General features: G+C 63.4%; 23 protein-coding genes. 12 read left to right on the plus strand and 11 right to left on the minus strand.

Features of this window, described 5'->3' with window-relative positions; translation table 11 throughout:
• The 5 genes from ACFRJ9_RS19125 to ACFRJ9_RS19145 all read left to right on the plus strand — a co-directional run.
• Nucleotides 1-401, plus strand: a 401-nt coding sequence (locus ACFRJ9_RS19125) for an L-serine ammonia-lyase, iron-sulfur-dependent, subunit alpha (RefSeq protein ID WP_377671193.1), incomplete at its 5' end; no start/stop codon positions are given.
• 38 nt (nucleotides 402-439) lie between these two features.
• Nucleotides 440-1,261 (plus strand): DNA/RNA non-specific endonuclease, encoded by an 822-nt coding sequence (locus tag ACFRJ9_RS19130; protein ID WP_377671195.1) that lies wholly within the window; start codon nucleotides 440-442, stop codon nucleotides 1,259-1,261.
• 116 nt (nucleotides 1,262-1,377) lie between these two features.
• Nucleotides 1,378-2,466: a lipid II:glycine glycyltransferase FemX gene (locus tag ACFRJ9_RS19135; RefSeq protein ID WP_377671197.1), complete on the plus strand. Its 1,089-nt coding sequence runs from the start codon at nucleotides 1,378-1,380 to the stop codon at nucleotides 2,464-2,466.
• Nucleotides 2,467-2,570: 104 nt separating this feature from the next.
• Nucleotides 2,571-3,887 (plus strand): peptidoglycan bridge formation glycyltransferase FemA/FemB family protein, encoded by a 1,317-nt coding sequence (locus tag ACFRJ9_RS19140; protein WP_377671199.1) that lies wholly within the window; start codon nucleotides 2,571-2,573, stop codon nucleotides 3,885-3,887.
• A 27-nt stretch (nucleotides 3,888-3,914) separates the two neighbouring features.
• The gene (locus ACFRJ9_RS19145; protein ID WP_377671201.1) at nucleotides 3,915-5,402 is read left to right on the plus strand and encodes a threonine/serine exporter ThrE family protein; all 1,488 of its coding nucleotides are present in this window, start codon (nucleotides 3,915-3,917) and stop codon (nucleotides 5,400-5,402) included.
• Nucleotides 5,403-5,460: 58 nt separating this feature from the next.
• Here ACFRJ9_RS19145 and ACFRJ9_RS19150 read toward each other — a convergent pair whose 3' ends face one another.
• On the minus strand, nucleotides 5,461-6,303 hold the full coding sequence (locus tag ACFRJ9_RS19150; RefSeq protein ID WP_377671203.1) for a siderophore-interacting protein: 843 nt from the start codon (nucleotides 6,301-6,303) through the stop codon (nucleotides 5,461-5,463).
• Nucleotides 6,304-6,355: 52 nt separating this feature from the next.
• Nucleotides 6,356-7,126: a uracil-DNA glycosylase gene (locus ACFRJ9_RS19155; RefSeq protein ID WP_377671205.1), complete on the minus strand. Its 771-nt coding sequence runs from the start codon at nucleotides 7,124-7,126 to the stop codon at nucleotides 6,356-6,358.
• A 106-nt stretch (nucleotides 7,127-7,232) separates the two neighbouring features.
• Here ACFRJ9_RS19155 and ACFRJ9_RS19160 point away from each other — a divergent pair, with 106 nt between their 5' ends.
• The 5 genes from ACFRJ9_RS19160 (at nucleotide 7,233) to ACFRJ9_RS19180 (ending at nucleotide 11,791) form a co-directional block, all read left to right on the plus strand.
• Nucleotides 7,233-7,568 (plus strand): DUF3263 domain-containing protein, encoded by a 336-nt coding sequence (locus ACFRJ9_RS19160; RefSeq protein ID WP_377671207.1) that lies wholly within the window; start codon nucleotides 7,233-7,235, stop codon nucleotides 7,566-7,568.
• A gap of 49 nt (nucleotides 7,569-7,617) precedes the next feature.
• On the plus strand, nucleotides 7,618-8,226 hold the full coding sequence (locus ACFRJ9_RS19165; protein WP_377671209.1) for a LytR C-terminal domain-containing protein: 609 nt from the start codon (nucleotides 7,618-7,620) through the stop codon (nucleotides 8,224-8,226).
• A 182-nt stretch (nucleotides 8,227-8,408) separates the two neighbouring features.
• A complete protein-coding gene (locus ACFRJ9_RS19170) occupies nucleotides 8,409-8,612 on the plus strand; it encodes a cold-shock protein (RefSeq protein ID WP_377671386.1) in 204 nt (67 codons plus the stop codon).
• A gap of 315 nt (nucleotides 8,613-8,927) precedes the next feature.
• A complete protein-coding gene (gene groL / locus ACFRJ9_RS19175; protein ID WP_377671211.1) occupies nucleotides 8,928-10,553 on the plus strand; it encodes a chaperonin GroEL in 1,626 nt (541 codons plus the stop codon).
• 218 nt (nucleotides 10,554-10,771) lie between these two features.
• Nucleotides 10,772-11,791, plus strand: a complete 1,020-nt coding sequence (locus tag ACFRJ9_RS19180) for an RNase H family protein (protein ID WP_377671213.1) — start codon at nucleotides 10,772-10,774, stop codon at nucleotides 11,789-11,791.
• Nucleotides 11,792-11,886: 95 nt separating this feature from the next.
• Here the strand turns inward: ACFRJ9_RS19180 and ACFRJ9_RS19185 are convergent, their stop codons facing one another.
• The 4 genes from ACFRJ9_RS19185 to ACFRJ9_RS19200 form a co-directional block, all read right to left on the minus strand.
• On the minus strand, nucleotides 11,887-12,177 hold the full coding sequence (locus tag ACFRJ9_RS19185; protein ID WP_377671215.1) for a WXG100 family type VII secretion target: 291 nt from the start codon (nucleotides 12,175-12,177) through the stop codon (nucleotides 11,887-11,889).
• 104 nt (nucleotides 12,178-12,281) lie between these two features.
• A complete protein-coding gene (locus tag ACFRJ9_RS19190; RefSeq protein WP_377671217.1) occupies nucleotides 12,282-13,748 on the minus strand; it encodes a sensor histidine kinase in 1,467 nt (488 codons plus the stop codon).
• 2 nt (nucleotides 13,749-13,750) lie between these two features.
• Nucleotides 13,751-14,461: a response regulator transcription factor gene (locus tag ACFRJ9_RS19195; RefSeq protein ID WP_026543233.1), complete on the minus strand. Its 711-nt coding sequence runs from the start codon at nucleotides 14,459-14,461 to the stop codon at nucleotides 13,751-13,753.
• Nucleotides 14,462-14,555: 94 nt separating this feature from the next.
• Entirely contained in the window at nucleotides 14,556-15,206 is a 651-nt protein-coding gene (locus tag ACFRJ9_RS19200; RefSeq protein WP_377671219.1) for a LysE/ArgO family amino acid transporter, read from the minus strand.
• Nucleotides 15,207-15,274: 68 nt separating this feature from the next.
• Between ACFRJ9_RS19200 and ACFRJ9_RS19205 the strand changes: the two genes are divergently transcribed.
• Nucleotides 15,275-16,195 carry a LysR family transcriptional regulator ArgP gene (locus ACFRJ9_RS19205; RefSeq protein WP_377671221.1) on the plus strand — a complete coding sequence of 307 codons (921 nt, stop codon included), beginning with the start codon at nucleotides 15,275-15,277 and terminating at the stop codon, nucleotides 16,193-16,195.
• Nucleotides 16,196-16,341: 146 nt separating this feature from the next.
• The gene (locus ACFRJ9_RS19210) at nucleotides 16,342-16,569 is read left to right on the plus strand and encodes a hypothetical protein (protein ID WP_377671223.1); all 228 of its coding nucleotides are present in this window, start codon (nucleotides 16,342-16,344) and stop codon (nucleotides 16,567-16,569) included.
• Between the two features lie 3 nt (nucleotides 16,570-16,572).
• On the opposite strand, the gene ACFRJ9_RS19215 is transcribed toward ACFRJ9_RS19210, so the two are convergent.
• From ACFRJ9_RS19215 to ACFRJ9_RS19235, 5 genes are all read right to left on the minus strand, one after another.
• A complete protein-coding gene (locus ACFRJ9_RS19215) occupies nucleotides 16,573-18,663 on the minus strand; it encodes a multicopper oxidase family protein (RefSeq protein WP_377671225.1) in 2,091 nt (696 codons plus the stop codon).
• A gap of 12 nt (nucleotides 18,664-18,675) precedes the next feature.
• Entirely contained in the window at nucleotides 18,676-19,149 is a 474-nt protein-coding gene (locus tag ACFRJ9_RS19220; RefSeq protein WP_377671227.1) for a hypothetical protein, read from the minus strand.
• Between the two features lie 213 nt (nucleotides 19,150-19,362).
• Complete coding sequence (locus ACFRJ9_RS19225; RefSeq protein WP_377671229.1) at nucleotides 19,363-21,021, minus strand: DNA repair helicase XPB; 1,659 nt, start codon at nucleotides 21,019-21,021, stop codon at nucleotides 19,363-19,365.
• Nucleotides 21,022-21,061: 40 nt separating this feature from the next.
• Nucleotides 21,062-23,530, minus strand: a complete 2,469-nt coding sequence (locus tag ACFRJ9_RS19230) for a helicase-associated domain-containing protein (RefSeq protein ID WP_377671230.1) — start codon at nucleotides 23,528-23,530, stop codon at nucleotides 21,062-21,064.
• 66 nt (nucleotides 23,531-23,596) lie between these two features.
• Nucleotides 23,597-23,812, minus strand: a complete 216-nt coding sequence (locus ACFRJ9_RS19235; protein WP_377671232.1) for a hypothetical protein — start codon at nucleotides 23,810-23,812, stop codon at nucleotides 23,597-23,599.
• Nucleotides 23,813-23,936 lie beyond the last annotated feature (124 nt).

Here is a 23,936-nt window from a genome sequence, read left to right on the forward strand (position 1 = left end):
TGGGGGTGTTGTACAAGGAGCAGGCCTCGATTTCGGGGGCTGAGGTGGGTTGTCAGGGTGAGGTGGGGTCGGCGTCGTCGATGGCTGCTGCGGGGTTGGCTGAGGTGATGGGTGGTACGCCGGGTCAGGTGGAGAACGCGGCGGAGATCGCGATGGAACATAATCTGGGGCTCACGTGTGATCCGATCGGTGGGTTGGTGCAGATCCCGTGTATTGAGCGGAACGCGATCGCTGCGGCGAAAGCGATCAACGCCGCGAAGATGGCGTTGTGGGGGGATGGGACGCACCGGGTCTCCCTGGACGAGGTGATCGTGACCATGCGTGAAACGGGCAAGGACATGTCCCATAAGTACAAGGAAACCGCGATGGGCGGCCTCGCCGTGAACGTCGTCGAATGCTGACTCTGTTTCCTGTCGGTCCGTAGTGCCATGCTGTATCCATGAGCGGGGGATACAGCAGCGACTTCTTGCGGGCACACCTTGAACTGCCCAGTCCGTCGGCAACGACGATCCTTTTGGACTACACCCATTTTTCCGTGCGTTTCCGGGCTGCCCGGAAGCTCGCGGCGATTGTGGGTGTCAACATCAGCGGCGGGGAACTCAGCCCGCTGGCCCGCGAGGGAACCTGGCATTTCGATACCAGGATCCCGAAGGAACAGCAGGCAGGTCCGGACGTCTACAAGAACAACGCGTTCGACCGCGGGCATTTGGTCCGGCGACTGGACCCCGTGTGGGGTGATCCGGCAACTGCGAAGCAAGCCAACCAGGACACCTTTGCTTTCACCAACGCAGCACCACAGATCGACGACTTCAACCAGGGCAAGGAATTGTGGGTTGGGCTTGAGGACCACGTGCTGGACCACGCGGACGCACACGACGCCAAGCTGAGTGTCTTCACCGGTCCCGTCCTTCTCGACGACGACCTTCCTTACAGGGGAGTGCAGGTTCCCAGGAAGTTTTGGAAGATCGCTGCCTGGACCAACGATGCCAAGCTGGCGGCCGTCGGGTTCGTCCTGGACCAGTCGCCACTGTTGGGCAAGGTTGAACTCAAGAAAGCAATCGATCAACGGCTCCTGGAAGGCGAACCACCTCCCCTGGGACCATTCCGGACGTTCCAAGTTCCCATCGGCCAGATCGCGGACCTCACAGGGCTGAGCCTGAGTAGGCTCACCAACGCGGATCGCCTCGTGAACGGGCAGCGGGAACTCGGCAAACAACCGAAGGCGATCCAGCTGGAGAGCGCGGAGCAGATCCGTTTGTAGGCATCCTCAAGAGCACTTTTCTCCTGGGAGACCAGCAGATTTTTCTCGGCCCGATAGACTTGGGGCTGCATGTCCGCATGCGCACCACGCTTTGAACACTGCACCAAACCCTGAGATTGGACACGGCCACCTTGCGAGAATTTACCGCCCGCTTTGCCACCGCCGAGGAAACCGATAACTGGGACAAACACGTCACAGCCAATCCGAACGGCGGCAACATGCTGCAGTCGGACGCCTACGCCGCAGTCAAGGACGGCAACGGCTGGCTGGTCCGCCGCCTGGTGGTGGAGACCGCCGACTATGCCAGCTACAACCTGCTGCTGGAGAAGAAGTTTCCCGTCATGGGCCGCCTTTGGTACCTCATCAAAGGGCCGGACGCCGCAGCGGTGGAAGACATCAGCCCCATGCTCAAGGCCATCGCCACCTTGGCCAAGGAACAGAAGATGAACGTCTTCACCATCAAGATCGAACCCGATGTGGTGGAGTCCGCGGACGTGAGCGCTCAGCTGACAAACGCCGGATTGGTGAAGGCGCCCAACATCCAGTCCAACGACTCCACGGCCCTGCTGGACATCTCTGCCCCCGCCAATGAAGTCCTCCGCAGCATCTCATCGCGTGCCCGCAATGCTGTCCGCAGGGCCGAGCGCGAAGGCTGCGAGGTTCTCCAGGAAGAGGCCGGTGAAGAGAGCTACAAGAAGCTGTACGAGCTCATGCAGAACACCGTGAACGCCAAGGGCGCCATGCCGCTGCGGAGCTACGAGTACTACTCGAAATTCTGGGAGGAGTTCTGCAGCCGCGGCCAAGGGCACTTCTTCTTCGTCTACGAGGACGGCGCCCCCAGTGTTGGCGCTTTCGTCATCAACTACGGCTCCAAAGCCACCTACAAAGACGGCGGCTCTACGCAGAACCGCAAGCAGTACGGTGACTCCCACCTGGCACAGTGGGCAGCCATCCAGCGCATGCAGGAGCTTGGATGCGTGGAGTACGACTTCTGTGGCACACCGCCTGCCGCGAAAATCAAGGACAAAACCCACGCCCTGTACGGCATGGGTCTGTTCAAGACCAGCTTCACCAAGACGGTCACGGACTTCGTTGGCTGCTACGACCTCGTGCTGGGTCCAGTTCGCCACAAGCTGTGGCTCAAAGGGGCCGAGCGCATCTTCCGCCGCCTTGAAACCATGCGTACCGGCGGCCAGTTCTACTAAGAGCCCGGAACCACCGACCACTTCAGGCCCGCCCCGGCCACCAACGGGTGCAAATCTATTTAGGTGAGGTAATTTCTTTGACTCCGATTGAGGCTGGAACCGACATGGAATTCGTGATTCTCAGTGACGCTGATTTCGAGACATTCGCCAAGGGACACCCGCAGGGCAGTTTCATCCAATCCATGGACCTGACGCGTTTCCAGCGCGCCCGTGGCCAGGAAGTCGAGCTCTTCGGCGTGACACGCGGCGGCAGCCTGATTGCCGCAGGGAAGCTCGTCTACACAGCCAACCGCTTTGGCTACAAGGTATGCGATTGCGCCAAGGGACCACTGATGGACTACAGCGACGCCACAGCGGTGCGCTTCGTCGTCGAGCAGTTGAAGAAGCACGCGGCCTCGAAGAAGGCCGCGGAGCTGCGCATTTCGCCCAACATCCGCTACATCGCCCGTGACGAAGAAGGGGCAGAGCACCCGGAGGTGGAGGACAACCGTCCCCTGCTCAAGGAATTCGAAGGCCTGGGCTTCAAGCACCAGGGCTTCGACATGAACTTCGCCAACATCAACTGGATGTTCATCAAGCAGCTCGACGGGATCGCCGATTCCGAAGAGCTGATCATGGGCATGAACTACCGCACCCGCAAGGCCATCCGGAAGGCCGAGAAGAACGGCGTCTACCTGGAGCAGGCCACGCTGGAAACCCTGGATGATTTCTACACCGCGCTGAGCACTGCCGGCGACGAGAAGGGCTTCACATACCGCGAACGTGAGTACTACGAGCAACTTCTCCGCAACACCTCCGATGAGTTCACCAAGCTCATGATGGCCAAGATCAACATCCCGGAGTATCGGGCCTCCATCACCGAGCGTTTGGAAGCCGAATCCAAAACACTCAACGACCTCAAGCGGGAGGTCGAAGAAACCGGCAGCAAGAAGAAAGCCAACCGCATCAAGGTGGTCCAGGACCTCGTGGACAGCTACGAGCGCAGCCTCAAGGACATCGAACGCTTCCCTGATTCCGTGGGCGTTGCCACTGTGGCAGCCATCCACTTCGCCTGCTCGGGTGACGAACTGGTATGCGTCATCGGCGGCACCGTGCAGGACTACATCTACTTCAACGGCGCCACGTCCCTTTACTGGGGCATGATGCTGCACGCGCTCAACAACGGGTATTCCCGTTACAACTTCTACGGCACGTTCGGCATCCAGGGCCAGGACGATACCGGCCACGGCGGCTACGAATTCAAGAAGGGGTTTGGCGGCGAGGTAGTGCAGTTGATCGGCGATTTCGTCGCTCCGGTGAACCCGCTGGTCTTCAACGCCTACCGCGTGGTCAGGAAGCTTGCAGCGGCCGCCCAGACAGTACTGGGACGATTGCCCCTTGAGAAATTGCCAGTAGTACGAAAGCTTCGGGGGAACCGCTAATCAATCAAACCAAGGGAGGAACACTGCGTGACTGATCGCCCTGAGGGGTACGGAAGCAGGCCCCACACCGACGGTTTGCCCAAAACCCAACCGCTGCGTCCATCCCAGGTGCGGCAGAACGTCAACGCCAAACGGATGCTCATGCGCTTGGTGCAGGGCGACAGTCCGCCCACGGCGCCCATGAACATCGTGGACCGCCTGGCCGGAAGTCCCTACGCCAACCCCACTATTCAAGTGGTGGGCGTGGATGCCTCGGCCCGCAAAACCATCGACTTCGCCCTTCACCTGGCTGAAGTCATGTTCCGATACGGCGCCGGTGCCTTGGAAGTTGAAACCAGCATGATTGCGGTCACTGCTGCACTTGGCCTGAAGAACGTTGAAGTGGACATCACCAACCAGTCGGTGGCCATCAACTACGCGCCCAAAGACCAGACGCCCATCACGCTCCTTCGCGTGGTGCGCTCCTGGACCAACAACTACGCCGGCCTGGCGCAGGTACACCAACTGGTCACAGACATCGTGGCCGGGGGAGTGGGCCGCGACGAAGCCGTGCGCCGGTTGAACGAAATCATTCGCAGCGCCAAACCGTTCCCGCGCTGGATGGTCACTATTGCCTTCGGTATCTTCTCGGCGGTCTTTGTCGGGGTCCTGGGTGGTGGGCTCGGAGCGTCGGCTGTGGCCTTTGGCTCCAACATCCTGATCAGCCTGCTCTCCCGTCAACTCGCCAGGTGGCGGACCGCGGACTTCTTCAACACCATGGCGTGCGCGTTCCTGGTGACCTTTATCGCGTTGATGCTCCGCTGGGCGGGCGTGGACATCGCTCCGTCCATTGTGGTGGCGGGCGGAATCCTGCTGCTGCTCCCAACGGGTCGGCTCGTTTCGTCCGTCCAAGATGCCATCAACGGCTTCCCGGTCACGGCTGCCGGCCGTTTCCTTTCCACCGCGCTCACCTTTGGAGCGATCGTGGCGGGTATCGGCGTCGCGGTGGTCGTCGGGACCATGATGGGTAGCGCTGTCCTGGACGTCACGCAAACATTCCCGGACGCGTATCCGCTCTGGGGCCGCGCAATCCTGATTGCCATCGCGGTGGTGGCCATCGGCGTCACCGAACAAACGCAAATGCGTCTGTTACTTCCGACGGCGGCAGTGGGGATAGTGGGCTTCTTCGTCTTGTGGGGGACCTCGCTGACCGGTCTCGGCGACCGCTTGTCGCCCGCCGTAGCGGCGGTGGTCATCGGGCTGTTGGCCCGCGTGGTGGCGCTCAAGCTGGGCGCCCCGCAGCTGGTGGTGGCAGTCCCCGCAGCGTTGATCTTGTTGCCTGGCCTGACTATATTCCGGTCGATGTATGTTTTGACCGTTGAAGAAGGAGACATCCTGGTGGGCGCTGGCGGGATGCTCAACGCCGCGGCGATCGTCATGGGCGTGGCGGCTGGCATCGTGCTGGGCGACAACTTGGCCCGGCCGTTGACCAAGGGCCTTTCCAGCAACGAGCGCCGCCGAGTACGCAGGCGCTAGCGACAAAAAGCGAACGGCGCCGCCAGGAGGCGGCGCCGTTCGGCTTTAAGGACGAAACCTAGATCTGGCCCACAGGCAGTTTCTTCTCGGCCTGGAAGACTTCCTCCACACGGCCCTGCGCCCAGTAGCCGGACAGGGATACCTGCGAACGTTCCAGACCATGCTGGACGAAGAACAGTTCCCGGAGGCCCTTCACGTAGCCGCGCTCACCGTGGGCGAAGACATCCACCCGCCCGGGCAGCCAGTCGGCATTTCGGAGGGCTTCCAAGAGGAGTTCGCTGGATCCGGCCGGCACACCCTCGCGGAGCAGCCAGTGGATTTCCACGCCGTCCGGTGCGGTTATGGGAAGAATATCGGCCTCGGTATCCACTTCCAGGAAGACGAGTCCACGGGCATCCGCGGCGAGGACTTCGACGCAGGCAGCGATTGCCGGAATGGCGGCGTCGTCCCCGGCGAAGAGATGCCAATCGGCGTCGAGTGCCGGGTTGTAGGCGCCTCCAGGACCGGTGAAGACCAATGAGTCTCCGGGTTGGGCCGCGGCAGCCCAGGGGCCAGCGAGTCCTTCGTCGCCGTGGACTACAAAGTCGATGGCCAGCTCCTGGGCCTCAAGGTCCACCCAACGGATGGTGTAGGTCCGGGTGTGCGGCCACTGCTCGCGCGGCATGGTCTCGCGGATGGCCCACAGATCCAAGGGCAGCTCGTAGTCGACGCCCGGCTGCGGGAAGACGATTTTCACGTACCGGTCCACGTACTCGTTGTTGGCATAGTCGCTGAAACCCGGTCCGCCGGCCACAATCCGCACCATGTGGGGCGAGAGGCGCTCCGTCCGCAGGACGGTCAGGTTGACCTGGGGGCGGGTCTTGCGCGTGGCGGACGATGTGACGGGGAGGGCGGCAGTCATGTAGGTAAGCCTAAGCTAATTGTCTGCGCGTCAGCTGGGTATGAGTCGAAGGTTACAGAACCGGCAGTTCCCAGTCGATGGGTTCCGCGCCTTGGCGGAGGAGCAACTCATTGGTCCTGCTGAAGGGCTTGGACCCGAAAAACCCGCGCGACGCCGAAAGAGGACTCGGGTGTACAGAAACCACAGACGGCGTCCCCGCCAGCAGCGGCACGACGCCTTCTGCGTCCTTTCCCCAGAGGATGGCCACCAGCGGACTCTGGCGGCCAGCAGCATCCGTACGGTTCGCGACGGCGGTGACGGCCGCCGTCGTGATGGCCTCCCAGCCTTTGCCGCGGTGTGAGCCTGCGTTCCCGGCGGCGACGCTCAAGACCCGGTTCAGCAGGAGGACGCCTTGGCCAGTCCACGCGGAGAGGTCGCCATGGACGCGGGCAGGAAGCCCGAGGTCGTCCTGAAGTTCGCGGTAGATGTTGGCCAGGCTCCGTGGAATGGGCCGTGTTTGGCGGGAAACAGCAAAGGAAAGCCCGACGGCGTGTCCCGGCGTTGGGTACGGGTCCTGGCCGAGTATCAACACTTTGACGTCGGCCAGGGGCTGGCTGAAAGCACGCAGGAGATTGGCGGCGGCGGGAAGGATCCGGGTTCCATTGGCTGCTTGCTCCGCCACGAAGGCCAGCACCTCCCGGAGTTGCCCTTCGACGGGGCCGAGGGCCTCTGCCCAGTCCGGCGCCATCAATTCGTCGAGCGGGAGGCCAGGCAGAGCCGCGAAGTCCGGGCCTCCGGCGTCCGCAGGTTCAAGGTCAAAGAGTGCATCCTCGCCAGTCACCACGCCATTGTCCCCTGCGCAGCGTCGGCCCGCCGAATGACAGCGTTGTTATTCACCCGTAACATGGGGGTAGGACATTTCCCCCCAACAAGCGTCGAAGGAGTGTGCCGTGGCAGAACCAGCACCGGAACCGATGGCGCCGCAGGCCGCCGGTTTGGCCCTTGAGGACCTCGCGGCCGAGACCCGCAGCGACTCCCCGCTCAGTGATCGGGACCAGCAAATGCTGGCGCTGGAGCGGCAGTGGTGGAAGTATGCGGGCGCCAAGGAACAGGCCATCCGGGAACTGTTCGATCTCTCGGCAACGCACTACTACCAGATCCTCAATGCGCTGATCGATACCGAGGACGCATTGGCCCACGATCCCATGCTCGTCAAGAGACTGCGTAGACTACGTACGTCCCGCCAGCGCGCGCGGACTGCACGTCGCTTGGGGTCCGACGCGTAAATCGCCAGGCTGATCTGTCAGCAGCAACCAGCAAGGACAACGCTTCACCATGACCAAATTTGCCAGGGACGAATTCGACCAGGTCCCACAAAACACCTCCCTGCAGGGTGTCCACCGTGATGCCCAGGAGACCGCCCGCCCCACCTTGTGGCCGGTTCTGACTGTTGGAGCCGTGGCCTTGGTGCTCGGCCTGGTGGCGTTCTTGATCCTTCCGAACCTTGGGCTTGTGGCACCCAGTGCGTCATCAAGCGTCTCGACGCCGGCGCCCCAGCAAACAGGGACGTCACCGTCGGCCGGACCCACCGAATCAAGCAGCGCACCTGTCGCTTCCGGCGAGCCGACTCCGTCTGAGACGCCGTCAGGGACACCCTCCTCGGCTGCTGTGGACAGGACCACGCCAGTAGCTGTCTACAACGGCACCGCTACAGCGGGACTGGCCAGCCGAGTGGCAGGCCTCGTCCAAGGCGACGGTTGGACTCTCAGCACAGTAGGAAACTGGGGCGGACTGCCGCAGCAGACCTCCGTGGTCTTCTACAACGCTCCCGGGCAGAAGGCCAACGCGGAAGCCTTGGGAAACCTGTTGGGCATCCAGTCCATCGTGGAATCTCCTGACGTCCAGCAACCATTGGTTGTTGTCGCCGGACCCGGCTTCCAGTAACTGCTTGCAGCCGCTTCGGGTCGCCGGTCCGGCCCCGAAGCCTCAACTCGGTTAAGCCTCAATAACAAAAGTGGCCCCCCGCCCTTGCGCAGCAGCGCCGGGATAGTGACTGTGGTTACAGTGGATTGATTCCGGTCCGGAGATCCCGGCAACCGGTCTTGGCTACTCTGAAAGTGGGCATCATGGCTTTGGGAACCGTCAAATGGTTCAACGCCGAAAAAGGCTACGGCTTCATCACTGTGGATGAAACGGGCAACGACGTCTTCGTGCACTGGTCCGCAATCCAGATGGACGGCTTCCGAGCCCTCGAAGAGGGCCAGCGCGTTGAGTTCGAACTGGGGGAGGGCCAGAAGGGCCCGCAGGCGGAAAGCGTCCGCGTCGCCTAGCACTTCGTTGGTCCGCCACGTCAGCTAATGGCTGAAACCCCTTTGTTTATAGCGCAAAGAGGCACCTCTGCTTGCACTCTCCCCAGTCGAGTGCTAATTATTGAGTTAGCACTCCTTAGGTTCGACTGCTAAGTCCGGCCCGGCTTACCCCGGTGGCGGACCCTCTCGAGCCGCTGGAGGATCAAGAAACACCTTGGTGGGGTGAGGTCCGGCGCGCGGGGCATACAGAGGCCGCAAGCAATGGACCGTCCGTCGCGGGCACCCCATCTGACAGGTACCTTCTTAACGACTGTCCCCGAAAGGACTACCGCCGTTATGGCCAAGATCATTGCATTTGATGAAGAGGCACGCCGCGGCCTCGAGCGGGGCCTGAACATCCTCGCCGACGCCGTCAAGGTCACCCTCGGCCCGCGTGGACGCAACGTCGTCCTCGAAAAGAAGTGGGGCGCCCCCACGATCACCAACGATGGCGTTTCCATCGCCAAGGAGATCGAGCTGGACGATCCTTACGAGAAGATCGGTGCAGAACTGGTCAAGGAAGTTGCCAAAAAGACAGACGACGTCGCTGGCGACGGTACTACCACTGCAACTGTTCTCGCCCAGGCACTGGTGAAGGAAGGCCTGCGCAACGTAGCCGCCGGCGCCGACCCGCTGTCCCTCAAGCGCGGCATCGAGAAGGCTGTTGAAGCCGTCATCACCGAGCTCCTCGCTTCCGCCAAGGAAATCGAGACCAAGGAAGAGATCGCAGCCACGGCTTCCATCTCCGCCGGTGACCCGGAAATCGGCAGCCTCATCGCCGAAGCCCTGGACAAGGTGGGCAAGGAAGGCGTCATCACGGTCGAGGAATCCAACACCTTCGGCCTGGAGCTCGAACTCACCGAAGGCATGCGCTTCGACAAGGGTTACATCTCCGCTTACTTCGTCACCGACGCTGAGCGCCAGGAAACGGTCCTCGAAGACCCGTACATCCTGATCGTCAACTCCAAGATCTCCAACGTGAAGGAACTCGTCACGGTTCTGGAGAAGGTCATGCAGTCGAACAAGCCGCTGCTGATCATCGCCGAAGACATCGAGGGCGAGGCACTCGCCACCCTGATCGTCAACAAGATCCGTGGCACCTTCAAGTCCGTTGCCGTCAAGGCTCCGGGCTTCGGTGACCGCCGCAAGGCACAGCTCGCCGACATCGCCATCCTCACCGGTGGCCAGGTCATCTCCGAAGAAGTCGGCCTCAAGCTCGAAAACGCCGGCCTGGAACTCCTCGGTACCGCCCGCAAGGTCGTTGTCACCAAGGATGAGACCACCATCGTTGAAGGTGCCGGCGACGCCGAGCAGATCGCAGGCCGCGTGGCCCAGATCCGTGCCGAGATCGAAAACTCCGACTCCGACTACGACCGCGAGAAGCTGCAGGAGCGCCTGGCCAAGCTGGCCGGCGGCGTTGCAGTCATCAAGGCCGGTGCCGCAACCGAAGTTGAGCTCAAGGAACGCAAGCACCGCATTGAGGACGCAGTCCGCAACGCTAAGGCTGCCGTTGAAGAAGGCATCGTTGCCGGTGGCGGCGTTGCCCTCATCCAGGCCGGCGCCAAGGCATTCGCCAACCTGAACCTGCAGGGCGACGAAGCAACCGGCGCCAACATCGTCAAGGTTGCCATTGACGCTCCGCTGAAGCAGATCGCTTTCAACGCAGGCCTCGAGCCGGGCGTTGTTGTGGACAAGGTTCGCGGCCTGCCTTCCGGCCACGGCCTGAACGCTGCCACGGGCGTCTACGAAGACCTTCTGGCTGCCGGCGTCAACGACCCCGTAAAGGTCACCCGCTCGGCTCTCCAGAACGCTGCATCCATCGCTGGTCTCTTCCTGACCACCGAGGCCGTAGTTGCCGACAAGCCCGAGAAGAACGCTCCGGCTGCCGGTGGCGACGACATGGGCGGCATGGGCGGCTTCTAAGCCCCCTGAGCCGTAGCGATACGGCGCCAAGCATCACGCTCTAGAGCAAACGACGGCGGTCCCCACCTTTGGCGGGGGCCGCCGTTGTGCGTGGGTGCCCAACCAGGTATCAGTAAACACCGCAAACGCCGCAATGAGCGCTCATTGCGGCGTTTGCTGTTACCTACTTGGGTGCTAGCACGGATTTAGTGTCTGTGGGGTCTGGCAGGATTAACATCATGACGATTATTGCTGCCGCCGATGGGTCTGCCCTCGGTAATCCTGGACCGGCCGGTTGGGCCTGGTACGTTGATGACTCCTGTTGGCGCGCAGGGGGTTGGCCGCACGGCACCAACAACCAGGGAGAATTGATGGCCGTCCTGGACCTGTTCCGGTCCACGGCGCACGTCCCGCACGAAGAACTGCTGATCCTCTGCGACAGCCAGTACGTCATCAACTGCATCACCAAATGGATGCCGGGGTGGAAACGGAAAGGCTGGCGGAAGGCCGACGGCAAGCCTGTACTGAACGTTGACCTGCTCAAGGACATCGACCAGGCCATTGTGGGCCGCAAGTACAAATTCGAGTGGGTCAAAGGCCATGCAGGACATGACCTCAACGAGGCCGCGGATGAGCGCGCACGGGCCGTAGCCACGGCCTACCAACAGGGTGTGGCACCGCGGAGTGGTCCGGGATTCCCCGGCGCCCAGGAGCTTAGCCAGGCCGAGGCGCAGGCCCAGCCGGTCCCTGCGGGTGCCGCTGCCGGCCAGGCCTCCAAGGGGGCCGCAGCCACGGCGCCTCCCAGGCTCGAACGCATCGTCCGGCCTCACTCCGAGCCAACCTTGTTTGGCGAGTCGGGTATCTTCGGCCAGCCGGATCTTTTCAGCGAACTCGACGATGACGCCTCTACCCAAGAGGTTTCAGCGGAGGAAACGGTGCTGGCTCTGGAGCGGGAACTGCTCAGGCCGGACGTTCGGGCGGACATCGGCAGGATTGGCGTGCTGCTTCATCCGGACTTTGCCGAGATTGGCAGCTCGGGCAGGTTCTGGACGCGGGATGCCATGATGATGGCCTTGGAAGAGGATCCCGGAGAACCGACCGATCTGGAACTCCTGAGCGCGGATCGTCTCAGCGAGAACACCATCCTGCTGAACTACCGAAGCCTGGCCCACACCGGTTCGGCGCTCCGCAGCTCTGTCTGGATGCTGGAGCGCGGCCAGTGGCGGCTCCGGTTCCATCAGGGGACCCTGGAGAAGTAGCTCAGGGTATTTCCGTTGCAGGAGGGGACCTGCAGGGCCGGCTGCGCAGGGGGAAGTCAGCCGACCCCACAGGAGTCTTGCGGGGATGGACCAAGTCAGTACGTGAAGCGCTGGGTGTTGCCCTGTTCCACTTCGGAGTAGCTCGTTGCGGCTGAGGACAAAGCCAGGTTGATGGATGCCAGCGAAGCCTCAACCTTGCTCTGGGTCAGCGACCACTCCAGGACAAGCGACTGGAAGTTGGTGGCAGCTGAGCCCTTCCACGTGCCCTGCAGTTCCTCCAAACCGCGCCTCATGGTCTGAACGTCCGTACTGATGCGGTCAACGGTTGCTTTCACGTTGGCCGACTTGAGCTGAAGCAGCTCGGTATCGACGGAGATGACGCTCATGGGTAATGCCTTTCGACGAAGATGTTCCGCTGGTTGCGGCGGGATGCGTGGCCACAACATTGAGCCTAGGCAGCCGCCGACAACCGCGGAACAGACATTCGCCGCTATGTGGATAACAGCTCGGCGGGTTCCTCATGGAACGGAAGGCTGACCACCAAAGTGGCCCCGCCGCCGTCGGTGTCTTTCACCCGAACGCTGCCTCCATGGGATCCCACAATCGCCGATACGATGGCCAAGCCCAGACCGCTGCCACCCGTTTCACGCGTGCGCGAGGTGTCGGCACGGTAAAAGCGTTCGAAGATCTTGTTGGTTTCCTCATCCGGAATGCCGGGACCGTGGTCGCGGATCTCAATGACGGAGACCGAACCCGCAGGGGTCGCCTGAACACCCACCGCCAGTTCGATGGGGCTTCCTTCGGGTGTGTACCGAAGGGCATTGCCCACCAGGTTGCCAATGACCTGCCGCAGCTTGGCCTCGTCGCCCTGTACCGGCGCAGCGGTGGGCGAGTCGTCGTCGAGTCCGGTGAGCTTGATGGTCCGGTCTGCGGACGACGCCTTGGTGTCCACCACGGCGTCGTGGGCCAGTAGCTGCAGGTCTACGGGCTTGAGCTGGAGGGGCCGCTGTTCGTCCAGCCGGGCCAGGAGCAACAGGTCCTCCACCATGGAGCCCATGCGTTTTGCTTCGCTTTCGATCCTGCCCATGGCCATGGCCACGTCGTCCTGGGTGGTCAGGGCACCGTGGCGGTAGAGCTCGGAGAAGCCGCGGATGGTCACCAGGGGCGTCCGTAGTTCATGGGAAGCATCGGCAGCGAAGCGGCGCATGCGCCCTTCGGAGGCTGCGCGCGCAGCGAAAGAGGCTTCAATGTGCGCGAGCATGGCGTTCAGCGACCCCCCAAGCCTGCCCACTTCCGTGTGCGGGTTGTCGATTTCCACGCGTCGGGACAGATCACCGGCCGCGATGGCGGCCGCGGTTTTCTCAACGCGGGCAAGGGGCCGGAACGAACGGGCCACCGTCCAGGTGGCAATGAAGAAGGCCAACACCAAGGTCAGCAGGCCCACGCCCACTACTACCAGCACGGCGTGCTCCATGACTTTGTCCACCGGCGTCAACGGCAGCCCGATGATGACTACACCGTTCTGTCCGTTGGCCACCACGCCCACAGCCACTACGCGCCAGTTGGTACCGGCCGTGCCTTTGACCTGGAAGGGTGCGTTGCCGCGGACCTTCGCTTCGGCCGGTGTGATGTTGGTGATCGCCGGGCGATCACTCTGGCTGCCGCCGAACGGGTAGGGCGAAAGTCCTGGAACATACAACGTCAGTGAGTAGTCCGTTGGTACGGCAGGGTTGTCCGTGGGTACGGCAGGGTTCGGTTCGGACAGCTTGTCGAAGGACTGCTGGTTTTGGGCCAGTGCGACGGCGGCCTTGAGTTTGTCGTCCACCTGGCCTTGAAGGTAGCTCTTGACGAGCGTCAGGGTGCCGGCGCCCGTCGCCGCCAGGGCAAGCAGGAGCAGGCCCATGATGATGGCGACGAGCTGCGACCTCAGGGACGCCGATTTCCAGCGTTGCAGCAAGGTCAGCGCTTCTCTGCCGTCCGCAGCACGTAGCCCACGCCGCGCTTGGTCTGGATGAGGGCGGCGGCATCGGGATCGATGTCCACCTTGCGGCGCAGGTAGGAGATGTAGGACTCGACGATTGAGGCGTCGCCGTTGAAGTCGTATTCCCACACGTGGTCCAGGATTTGCGCCTTGGACAGAACGCGGTTGGGGTTCAGCATGAGGTAGCGCAGGAGCTTGAACTCGGTGGGGGACAGCTCGATCACGGTACCGCCCCTGCGGACCTCGTGGGCGTCGTCGTCGAGTTCAAGGTCGTCTACCCGGATTACGGCGTCGTCGTCTTCGAGCGGCTGGGTGCGGCGGAGGACGGCGCGGATGCGGGCAACAACCTCGTCCAGGCTGAAGGGTTTGGTGACATAGTCGTCGCCGCCAACGGTCAGGCCGGTGACCTTGTCCTCTGTGTCGTCCTTCGCGGTGAGGAACAGCACGGGGAAGTGTTTGCCGGCGGCGCGGAGGCGGCGCGTGACCGTGAAACCGTCCATGTCAGGGAGCATGACGTCCAGGACCGCAAGATCAGGGGCATGGAGATCGGCCGCGGCCAAGGCTTCGCGGCCGTTTGACGCGGCTACGACCTCGAAACCCGCAAAACGCAGGGACGTGGAGAGAAGCTCGCGGATGTTGGGTTCGTCATCGACGACAAGGAGCTTGGCTTCGGGGCCGTTCTTTTTCATGACACCCATGATCCTCCCAGTTTCTGGGAGTTATCTGGATGCTCCATGTGTGCAGACTGCATGGCCGGCGGGTGAAGGCTGCCGGCCATGCGACTTAACCGCTAAACGCCAAGCCGGCCCCCAATGCCACCATGGTCACCGCGATGCCGCCGTCCAGGAAGCGCCACGACCGCGGCCGGGCAAAGAAGCCGCGGAGAAACCGGGCCCCGAAACCGAGGGAGCAGAACCAAAGGATGCTGCCCAGCATTGCCCCGGCGCCAAACCACCACTGCAGCGGTACGCCTTGTGCACTGGCAAGCGAACCAAGGAGAGCGATGTCCAGATAGACGTGCGGGTTGAGCCAGGTCAGTGCCAGGACGGTGGTGATGGCCGCGGCCAGGCCGTGTTTCGTTCCGCCGGCCGCCGCGTCACCGTTCGCAGGTCCATCTGCGGGGTTCAGGGCTTGGGGGCGGAGTGCGCGTCGTGCGGCCATCAGTCCGTAGGTCACCAGGAAGGCCGCCCCCACGAAGCGCAGGACGACGACGGCGGCGGCGGGCGCTGCCGTACTCAGGGCGCCGGTGCCAAGGACACCAGCCGCGATCAGGACCGCGTCGGAGAGTGCACAGACGGCCACTATCGGGACGATGTGCTCACCACGGATTCCTTGCCGGAGGACGAACGCGTTTTGCGCCCCGATCGCGACGATGAGGGCGAGTCCGGTGGCCAGCCCGAGGCCAGCAGAGTTAATGAAGTCAGTAAAAGTCACTCTTCGACGCTACGGTCGCCGGGATCATGAGACCAGCTAAAGATTCTGACGGTGCATAAGATGTTCTAATGACGCAGTTTCCTTCCGAGCAGTTGCTCACCTTCGCCACCGTTCTTTCCGAAGGCACGTTGGATGCCGCCGCGCGGTTGCTGCACATTACGCCGTCGGCAGTGTCCCAAAGGCTGAAGGCGTTGGAGCAGTCAGCGGGGCGCGTCCTGCTGCAGCGCAGCAATCCTGCCCAAGCCACCGAGGCAGGCGAGGTAGTGCTGCGACTGGCCCGGCAAGTCGCCCAGCTCGAAGCGGACGCAGGCCGGGAACTCGGCCTGGACGCGGAGGGGGCACCGTTGGCGGTGCCGATCGTAGTCAACGCGGATTCACTCGCGGTGTGGTTCCTTCAAGCGCTCGCCCAGGTGCCAAGCGAGCTCAACGTGACCTTCGACCTCCACCGGGACGACGAACAACACTCCACCTCACTCCTGCGCTCAGGGACCGTCATGGCCGCTGTGACGGCCACACCGGAACCTGTGCAAGGGTGCCGGGTGGAAAGCCTTGGCGTGATGAGGTACCTGGCCGTGGCTGCGCCGGGCTACGTGGACCGTTGGTTGCCCGATCTGGCGAAGGGCCTGGACGCGGGCATGCTCAACGCTGCGCCCACCGTGGACTTCGACCGAAAAGACACCTATCAGTGGGCGTTCTTGCAATCGTGGCCCGGCAGCCGACGCCCGGCGCCTGAGCGGAAAGGGCCCCGCCACTACGTCCCGGCATCACAGGATTTCGGCGATGCCATCCGGCTGGGCCTCGGCTGGGGATTGATTCCCGAAGTCCAGTGCGGGCCGGACATCGCAGAGGGGCTGCTGATTGAACTGGCGCCGGAACGGCCATTGGACGTGCCGCTGTATTGGCAGCGGTGGAAGACCGCATCCAGGGTGCTGGATGTGCTCAGTGACACCGTCCGCGAGGTTTCCGCCCGGTTCCTTCGCCAGCCCTGATGGTGCTGCTGCATGGGTTCGCGGGAACACTGCGCGCTCGCACGGAAGGTTCCGGCGATGCCACAGGCTTCCCACGAACTCGACGGGGAGGACAACACGCTGCCGAGTACCGCAAAATTGTCAGTGCCCCGTTCCACACTTGAAACATGGCACAACAAACAGCTCAAGCAAACGCCCTGAACCAGCAGGCTTCCGAGGGCGCGTACGAATACCACGTCAGCTACTCGGACTCCCAGACCGGCCCTGTCAGGGTTGAAGGGTTCGCGGACCTCGCTGCCGCCGAGCGCTTTGCCAATCTCCAACTGCGCGGTGCGGAGTGCTGGGCGATCGTGGAGCGCGTGGAAATACACCATCACCTCCGCCTGGTGGCCTAAGTCCTACTCCGGCCGGTTGTGCGAGTAGCCGCCGTGCACGAAAGGCGATGACACGCCTTGGTATTGAAGCAGCATCATCATGCCTTCGGCGGCATGATCCAGATTGTGGCAGTGGTCCATCCAGATTCCCGGGTTGTCGGCGTGGAGCAGCAGCTCCCACACTTCGCCGGGCAGCACATCCACCGTATCCAGGATCAGTGGTGAGCCGCTCGGTGTTACGCCGTTCCTGCTCAACACCTGCACATGGTGTCCGTGGGGATGCATTGGATGCGGTTCGGCTGTCCGGTTCACCACGGTAATTTTCACGATGTCCCCTTCAGCTACCTCAATGGACGGCACCAACGGATAGGCGGCACCATTCACGGTGAACGCGTAGAGCGGAACGCCGTCCACAAAACGGAATTGCCGGTCCAGTACCATGACTTCCTCCCGGTTGAAGCCCTGGACCCGCGGTGCTCCACCATTGGGCGAGCCATAGTCTTTAGGTGAGCCATAGTCCAACAGGTCCAGGACAGGGGTGGTGGCGAACACGCTGGCCGGCACTTTGCCCGGAGTTCCCGGAGACACTCCCGGCGGGGCGATCACCACGGCGGCGTTGGCGGTCGCGTCGGAGCGAATGGTTACCTGGGACGCAGGCATGGTGAAGGCCACGTCCATTCGGCCACCGGCCCCAAGGCGCAGGAGTTTGCCTGACACTTCCCCGGGCTGGTTCACCTCTGTCCCGTCCACGGCCACCGCTTTGAACGCAGCGCCATCCACCAGATAGCGCTGCGGCAGTGAATCGGTGTTGATGAGCCGCACGCGGACCGTGGAACCCGGTGTGGCCGTGTGCTCACTGCTACGGTCTGAGGAGCCCAGCAACCCCAGACCGCCGAGGTCGTGTCCGGCCACCACAATGTCCTTGTCTGGAAGGGGCAGAGAGGGGTCGTGCACGACGAATGTGCCGTAGAGGCCCTTGCGGACTCCTTCGGCCGAGTCTTGATGCGTGTGATACCAGTAGGTGCCTGTTTGCTGTGCCGTGAAGCGATACGTCATGGACTGGCCGGGCATCACGGCATCCTGCGTCGCCCCGGCCACTCCGTCCATGGCGTTGGGAACGTCGTAGCCGTGCCAATGAATCGTCACACCGGCAGAGACGTCACGGTTTTTGAGTACCACCTCCATTACTTCGCCTAGGCGGGCCTCCAAAGCGGGGCCCGGAATGCTGCCAAAAGTCCAGGCCTCGGTCGACTGCCCGGAAGGCAGGGTGACCTGCTCCACCCGGGCCGTCAATTCGTAGTGCCGGACCACGGCAGCGGTGGGGGATTCGCCGCGCAAGCTGGTCACCGGCGTCGGGCCCGCTTCGGTCGCGGGTTCCTTGGCGCCGTCGTGATGCGCGACGGCGGCAGCGATCGCTGCGCCGTCGGCGGACCGGCTCCCAAGCCAGGCAAAGACTCCAGAACCCAAAACGGTGCAGGCCATGAGGCCGGCGACTGCGGCGACCGCCGTCGTTCGCTGTGCCGCGGGCCTGGTGCGGTTCTGGCGCCGACCGCGCCCGTTGGACTCTTCGTGGCCACTCCGAACGGGTCCGAACAGCGTGAGCCTGGCAAGCAGGATGGCCCCGGCCACCAATGCGAGGAGCACCGTGATGGTCCACGGAGCCGGGAATGGACCCAGGACGAAGGTCACTGCGAGCGATGCCACGGCGGCCGCGGCGGCTGCCACCATGGCCAGTACGGCCCGCTCACGGGAGCGTTCAGTGCTGGCCGGCACCTCCCCTGAAGGTTTGGAGCCGGTGTTCCGCCTCCTCAGCAAATACGGAACACCGGCCATCGCGGCCCAAGCCGCGGGGATGGCGGTCAGAGGCAGGCTGATGGTTGCTCGTTCGCTGGCAAACCACCAGCTGCCCGCCACCAAAGCGGGAAGCAAGGCAAAGCGTGTTGCCGTCAACGCGACGGCAACACCCACCAACAGCAGCGCCACGCCGATGGTGCGGCGCGTGGCTGGCCTGCGGTCAGTGGTGGACGTAACGGTCATCCAAGCGGCGGCAATCCACGTGCTGGCCGCGAGTATGGCCAGCACCAGGTCTACTGCCAACAGCTGTGAGGTATTCACAGCCGCCGCTGATCAGGCCGTGGTGGACGAGGCAGAAGCATCCGATGCTGCCGCCTTGGGTGGCAGGGGTTGCGGGTTGAGTGCCGCCGCACGCGCCCGGTTGAACAGCCAGTAGGACATGAAGATGATCAGCAGGCCGGTGACGGGGTGGATGGAAGCCACCCAGGAGCCGGAGGGCGTGATGAAGTCTTCGGAGGAGCCAGTGAGCATGCCACCAATAATGAAGATGAACAACTGGACCCATGTCAGCAGGAAGATGCCGGCGGCCAGCCAAATGCTCCGGGAACCGGCCTTGGCAATCGCTGCGACAATGACGGCAAGAAGAGCCGCGTAGCGCAGCACATATTGGCCGTTCAGTACGTGGTAGACGCCCGCTTCACGCTGGGCTTCAATCGTGTTCTGGAAATGGAAATAGCCGGCGAAGAACAGTTGGGCGAGTGACGACAACAGGATGATCGCGGCGAGGACCAGGAGGATCTTGCGCATTGGGGAATCCTCTGAGGGTTGATTCACAGATTCTTCTAGGCCAACAAAATCGCCGGCTCCCTGGCTGCGGGCTACCCCCCACCGCCGACGACTGGCCGCCAGGTTGCCTGGACCAGGGGCAACCCATCAGGGCGGAGAGCTTCACTTGGAATCGTAAAATTGTTGGAGATTATTCGCAAGGCCCCTGACTAACATTGTTTTCCCGCTGGGGCTTTATTGGTCCTGCCCCACGTCCTTGCCTACATCCTTGGCGTCCATGATCCGGTAGGCGTAGCCCTGTTCGGCCAGGAACCTTTGGCGCTTGGCGGCGAAATCCTGGTCCAGGGTGTCCCTGGCCACCAATGAGTAGAACCGGGCCGCCCGGCCATCCTTTTTGGGACGCAGGAGACGGCCCAGCCGCTGTGCCTCTTCCTGGCGGGAGCCAAAGGAACCTGACACCTGGATGGCCACCGAAGCTTCGGGGAGGTCGATGGAGAAGTTCGCCACCTTGGACACCACCAGGGTGTGGATCTCGCCTTTGCGGAAGGCATCGAAGAGCTTCTGCCGAGCCTTGACAGTGGTTTCACCTTTGATGAGGGGAGCGTCCAGCCGTTCCGCGATCTCATCGAGCTGATCTATGTATTGGCCGATCACCAGCAATTGTTCGCCCTTGTGTGTTGCCACAAGTTGCTCCACCAGCTGGGTTTTGGTTTCGGATGTAGCACACAGCCTGTATTTGTCCGCGTCATCGGCCATCGCGTATGCCACACGCTCGTCCCGCGGGAGATCCACCCGGACTTCCACGCAGTCGGCCGGGGCGATGTAGCCCTGGGCCTCGATGTCCTTCCACGGGGCGTCGTAGCGCTTGGGCCCGATGAGGCTGAAGACCTCGCCTTCCCGGCCGTCTTCCCGAACCAACGTTGCCGTCAGGCCAAGGCGACGCCGGGCCTGCAGGTCCGCTGTCATCCGGAAAATGGGCGCGGGCAGCAGGTGGACCTCGTCGTAGATGATCAGTCCCCAATCGTGGCCATCCACTAGTTCCAGGTGCGGGTAGAGCCCACCACGCTTGGTGGTCAGGACCTGGTAGGTGGCGATCGTGACGGGCCGGACTTCCTTCACTGCACCGGAGTATTCACCGATTTCGTCTTCCGTGAGCGATGTCCTCTTGAGGAGCTCATCCTTCCATTGCCGCGCCGAGACGGTGTTGGTCACCAGGATCAACGTGGTGGTGGAGGACGTGGCCATGGCCGCAGCGCCCACCAGCGTCTTCCCGGCACCACAGGGAAGCACGACGACGCCGCTGCCGCCGGCCCAGAAGTTCTCCGTGGCCAGTTTCTGGTACGGGCGCAGCTGCCAGCCGGTTTCGTCCAGCATGATGAGGTGCGGCTGCCCGTCGACGTAGCCGGCCAGGTCTTCCGCGGGCCAGCCCAGTTTGAGGAGCAGCTGCTTCAACTGTCCGCGCTGGGAGGAGTGCACTACCACCGTTTCGCCGTCAATGCGCGGGCCCAGCAGGGGCGCGATTTTCTTGGCCCGGATCACTTCCTCAAGCACCGGGTAGTCGTCGGTCCGCATCACCAGGCCGTGCTGGGGGTCCTTCTCAAGGCGCAGGCGGCCATAGCGGGACATGGTCTCTTCGATATCGATCAACAGCGCGTGCGGCACCGGGAAGCGTGAATACTTCAGCAGAGTGTCCAGGACTTGCTCGGCATCCAGCCCCGCCGCCCTGGCATTCCACAGGCCCAACGGCGTCAACCGGTAGCTGTGCATGTGTTCCGGGGCGCGCTCCAACTCCGCGAAGGCGGCAATGGCATGCCGGGCCTCCGTTGCGAGCTCGTGGTCGACTTCCAGCAAGATGGTTTTGTCGCTTTGCACGATCAGCGGACCGTCGGTCACTGTTGAATCCTCACTTGCGCGGTTCTCACCAGCGCTTTATTCATGAACGCAGTTCTTTTGCCGGTTCCACATCGATGATCCGGTGGATGGACAGCACCCGTTCGGTGTCCTTGGCGGGATCGAATACCCTGACGCGTCCGCCCGACACTGATACAGGAACAACCGTCTCGGTGTTGGCATTCCCCAAGCTGTCCACCACGTTCATGGTGACTGCCTGCTTCAGCCTGATCGCCTTTTGCAGCGTTTCCAGGCCCAACTGCGTGGATGCTTCTCCGGCGGCTTCGGCCGGGACCCCGCGGTGCTGACGCAAGACGGAAAGCTGTGCCTCGACGTCGTCGTCCGGGGGAGCTGTGCGCGGTGCCGTGTACACGGGGCGGGTGCTGCCGGGCACCGCGGTGGTCCGCTTGAAACGCACGACGGCGGTCTCGGCCTCTTGCACAGCGGGTGAGAGTCCCAGCTCGCGCAGGACCCGCGCAGTTTCGCGGGGGCTGGCAGAGGACGTCAGCACCGTAGGCGCGATCCGCACCAGGCTCAGCGCCGACGTCCGCGCTTCCTGCAACAGGTCTGTGATGGCGGTTTCGTCGTCGCTTTGGATGAAGCTGGCACTGGTCCCGATCCGTAGGCGGCCATGCCGGGACGCAGTGTCCTGGACAAGGTAGGCCAAAGGTTGGGGCACATCAGTGGCCGAGTGCTCACGGAGGAACGCCAGCAGCGATTCCGCGTCCTGTCCGGCGTCGAGCGCCCGCCGGATGGTTGTGGCGGAGAACCGGTAGATCGACGCCGGGCCCTGGCCTTCGGCGTCGGCCATCAACAGCAGCGTTTCGCTCAGCTCCGGCGCGAGGTATCCCGGAGCCACCGCCGTCAGGTCCGCCTGCAGCAGGATGTGGTTGACGGCCGCCGGCAAGTGTTCGCCAAGGATGGTCATGGCTTGTTCCGGCTGAGCGCCCGCAACAGCCGAACCCAACTGCGTGAAGGCACCGGACCCCATCAAACCCAGGAGCGTGGCTTCCTCCAGGATGCCTCGAACCAAGGAACTGAAGCGGCGCGACATCCGCGGCTGCGACCACTCCGCACGCTGCAGCACCGCACGGGCATCCAGGACGGGCGCCTTGCCGTCCGGGGCCGCGGCCTCCAGGGTCAGCTCGTTCAGTATTTCCAGGACCCTCCGGCGAACCACGGGGGCATCGGGCCGCTGGGCTTCGGCTGACAACGCATTGATGGTGGTGCCGGCAGCGCCTTGATGGGCTGCCGAGGCCGACGCCGGACCCGTGAGGGGCTGTCCCACCAAGGACGGAGCGCGTTCGCTGGCCAGCCAGGCGTTGACCAGCCAGAGCCACTGCTCCTGGCGCGGCAAGGTGAGCCATTCCAGTGAAGGCGGCTGGACCCAGGTGGAACTGTCCACGTCAAGGCGCAGGAGGCCTCCCAGCGCGCACAACTCCAGCAGGATGGCCGTCTGGTGGACGCCGCAACGAATCGATTCGGCCAGGCGGCGGAGTTCCCGCACGCCAACGCCGCCGCTGCGGAGAGTGGCCAGCGGCTGCTCGCGAACCACGAACAGCAGTTCACCGGTCAGCCGGAGGGTCTCGGCGATGGCGCCCATGGCCGCGTTGCGACGCAGGGCAGCACTGGTATGGCCGAGCTCCGGCACCGGAGGAGCCAAAGTGAAGTCGTCCACGATCGCGCCGCCCCGCAGGGCAATTCCGACGCTGTGCGGCAGTTCCACGTGGCCGGCGTCCAAGGGGACCAGCAGGCCGCGCGCCAGCAGCCAGTCGATAGGCCCGACGTCGGCACTTTCGTGGGTGACGGAGGCGCGGCGTTGCGCTTGGGGGACCGCGCCCATGGCCCAGCCGCCGAACTTGTCCAGCAGGCCGATGGTCCGTTCCGGTGCCGTGGCCAGGATGGAGCTCAGGTTCTCCGGCGTGGACGTCCAGCGCTGAAGGGCGAGGGCTGCGTCCATCGGTGTGCTGGCCGGGTGGATGCCCAGGCCGCTCTGCTGGAGTTCGGCAACAAGTTGCACCACTCTTTGGGCGAAGGCCGGCTGCAGCCGCACCAGTTCCGTGTAGCTGCGTCCCAGCCCGGCGGGGTAGATGCCGATGACGTCCTTGAGGCTGCCCACAGGGAGGTAGAAGCGTTGGCGGGACGTGGTGGCGGGCGAGCCGGCAGGAGGATCTGCCCGGTGAACCAGCGCCAGTTCCTGCAACTTTGCCAGGATCGGGTCCAGAGCCGAGAGGGTGGAGCCGGCAATGACCTTTTTCAGCCCGGCGGCCGAAACGCTGTGTCCGGTATCGGCATTCGTGCAGAGGTGCAGGGTTTCCAACACCTGCATCTCCGGCTTGTTCAGGCGTTCCAGGGCCCTTTGCACGCTGACCCGGGCGCTCGCCCTTGCGGCGAGGGCCGCGAAGTCCGGGGCCATGGGGGAGATCAGGTCAGGCCGCGCGGCAAACAAGGCCCGCAGCGAGTTGTCGCTGCGCGCTTCCAGGTCCTTGCTGAGCGCGCGAATAAGGGACATCAATCCAACGTTACCGCCACAAGGCCCCTCATGCCCGTCGGAGGCGTGGGCCGTTCCCGCGCCGCGCTATTGCCGGCGGCGTTGGCGGACTGCATCCAGCACCAGGACTACCGCGAGCATGAAGGCCACGGGCAGGCCGTAGAGGGCCGTGGAAGTGACCCATACCGGTGTTGCGCCGCCGTTCAAAGCCACCACCATGACCGTGCCAACCGCTGCCAGCGAAACAACCGCGATGACGGCGGCAATGATCATGAGGGGGCGGCGGTAACCCGGGGAAGTCATGCCCTCAACGCTAGCAGCAGCACTGCGGGGCAAGGCATCGGCAGGGTCCATTGCCGCAGCACCGGCGCGCAAAGCGGGAATAGGCGGTCCGGCAGGATAACCTTGAAGGAACAGACCAACACGG

The organism is Paenarthrobacter sp. NPDC056912 (assembly GCF_042786555.1).
In the GTDB taxonomy this organism is placed as follows: domain Bacteria; phylum Actinomycetota; class Actinomycetes; order Actinomycetales; family Micrococcaceae; genus Arthrobacter.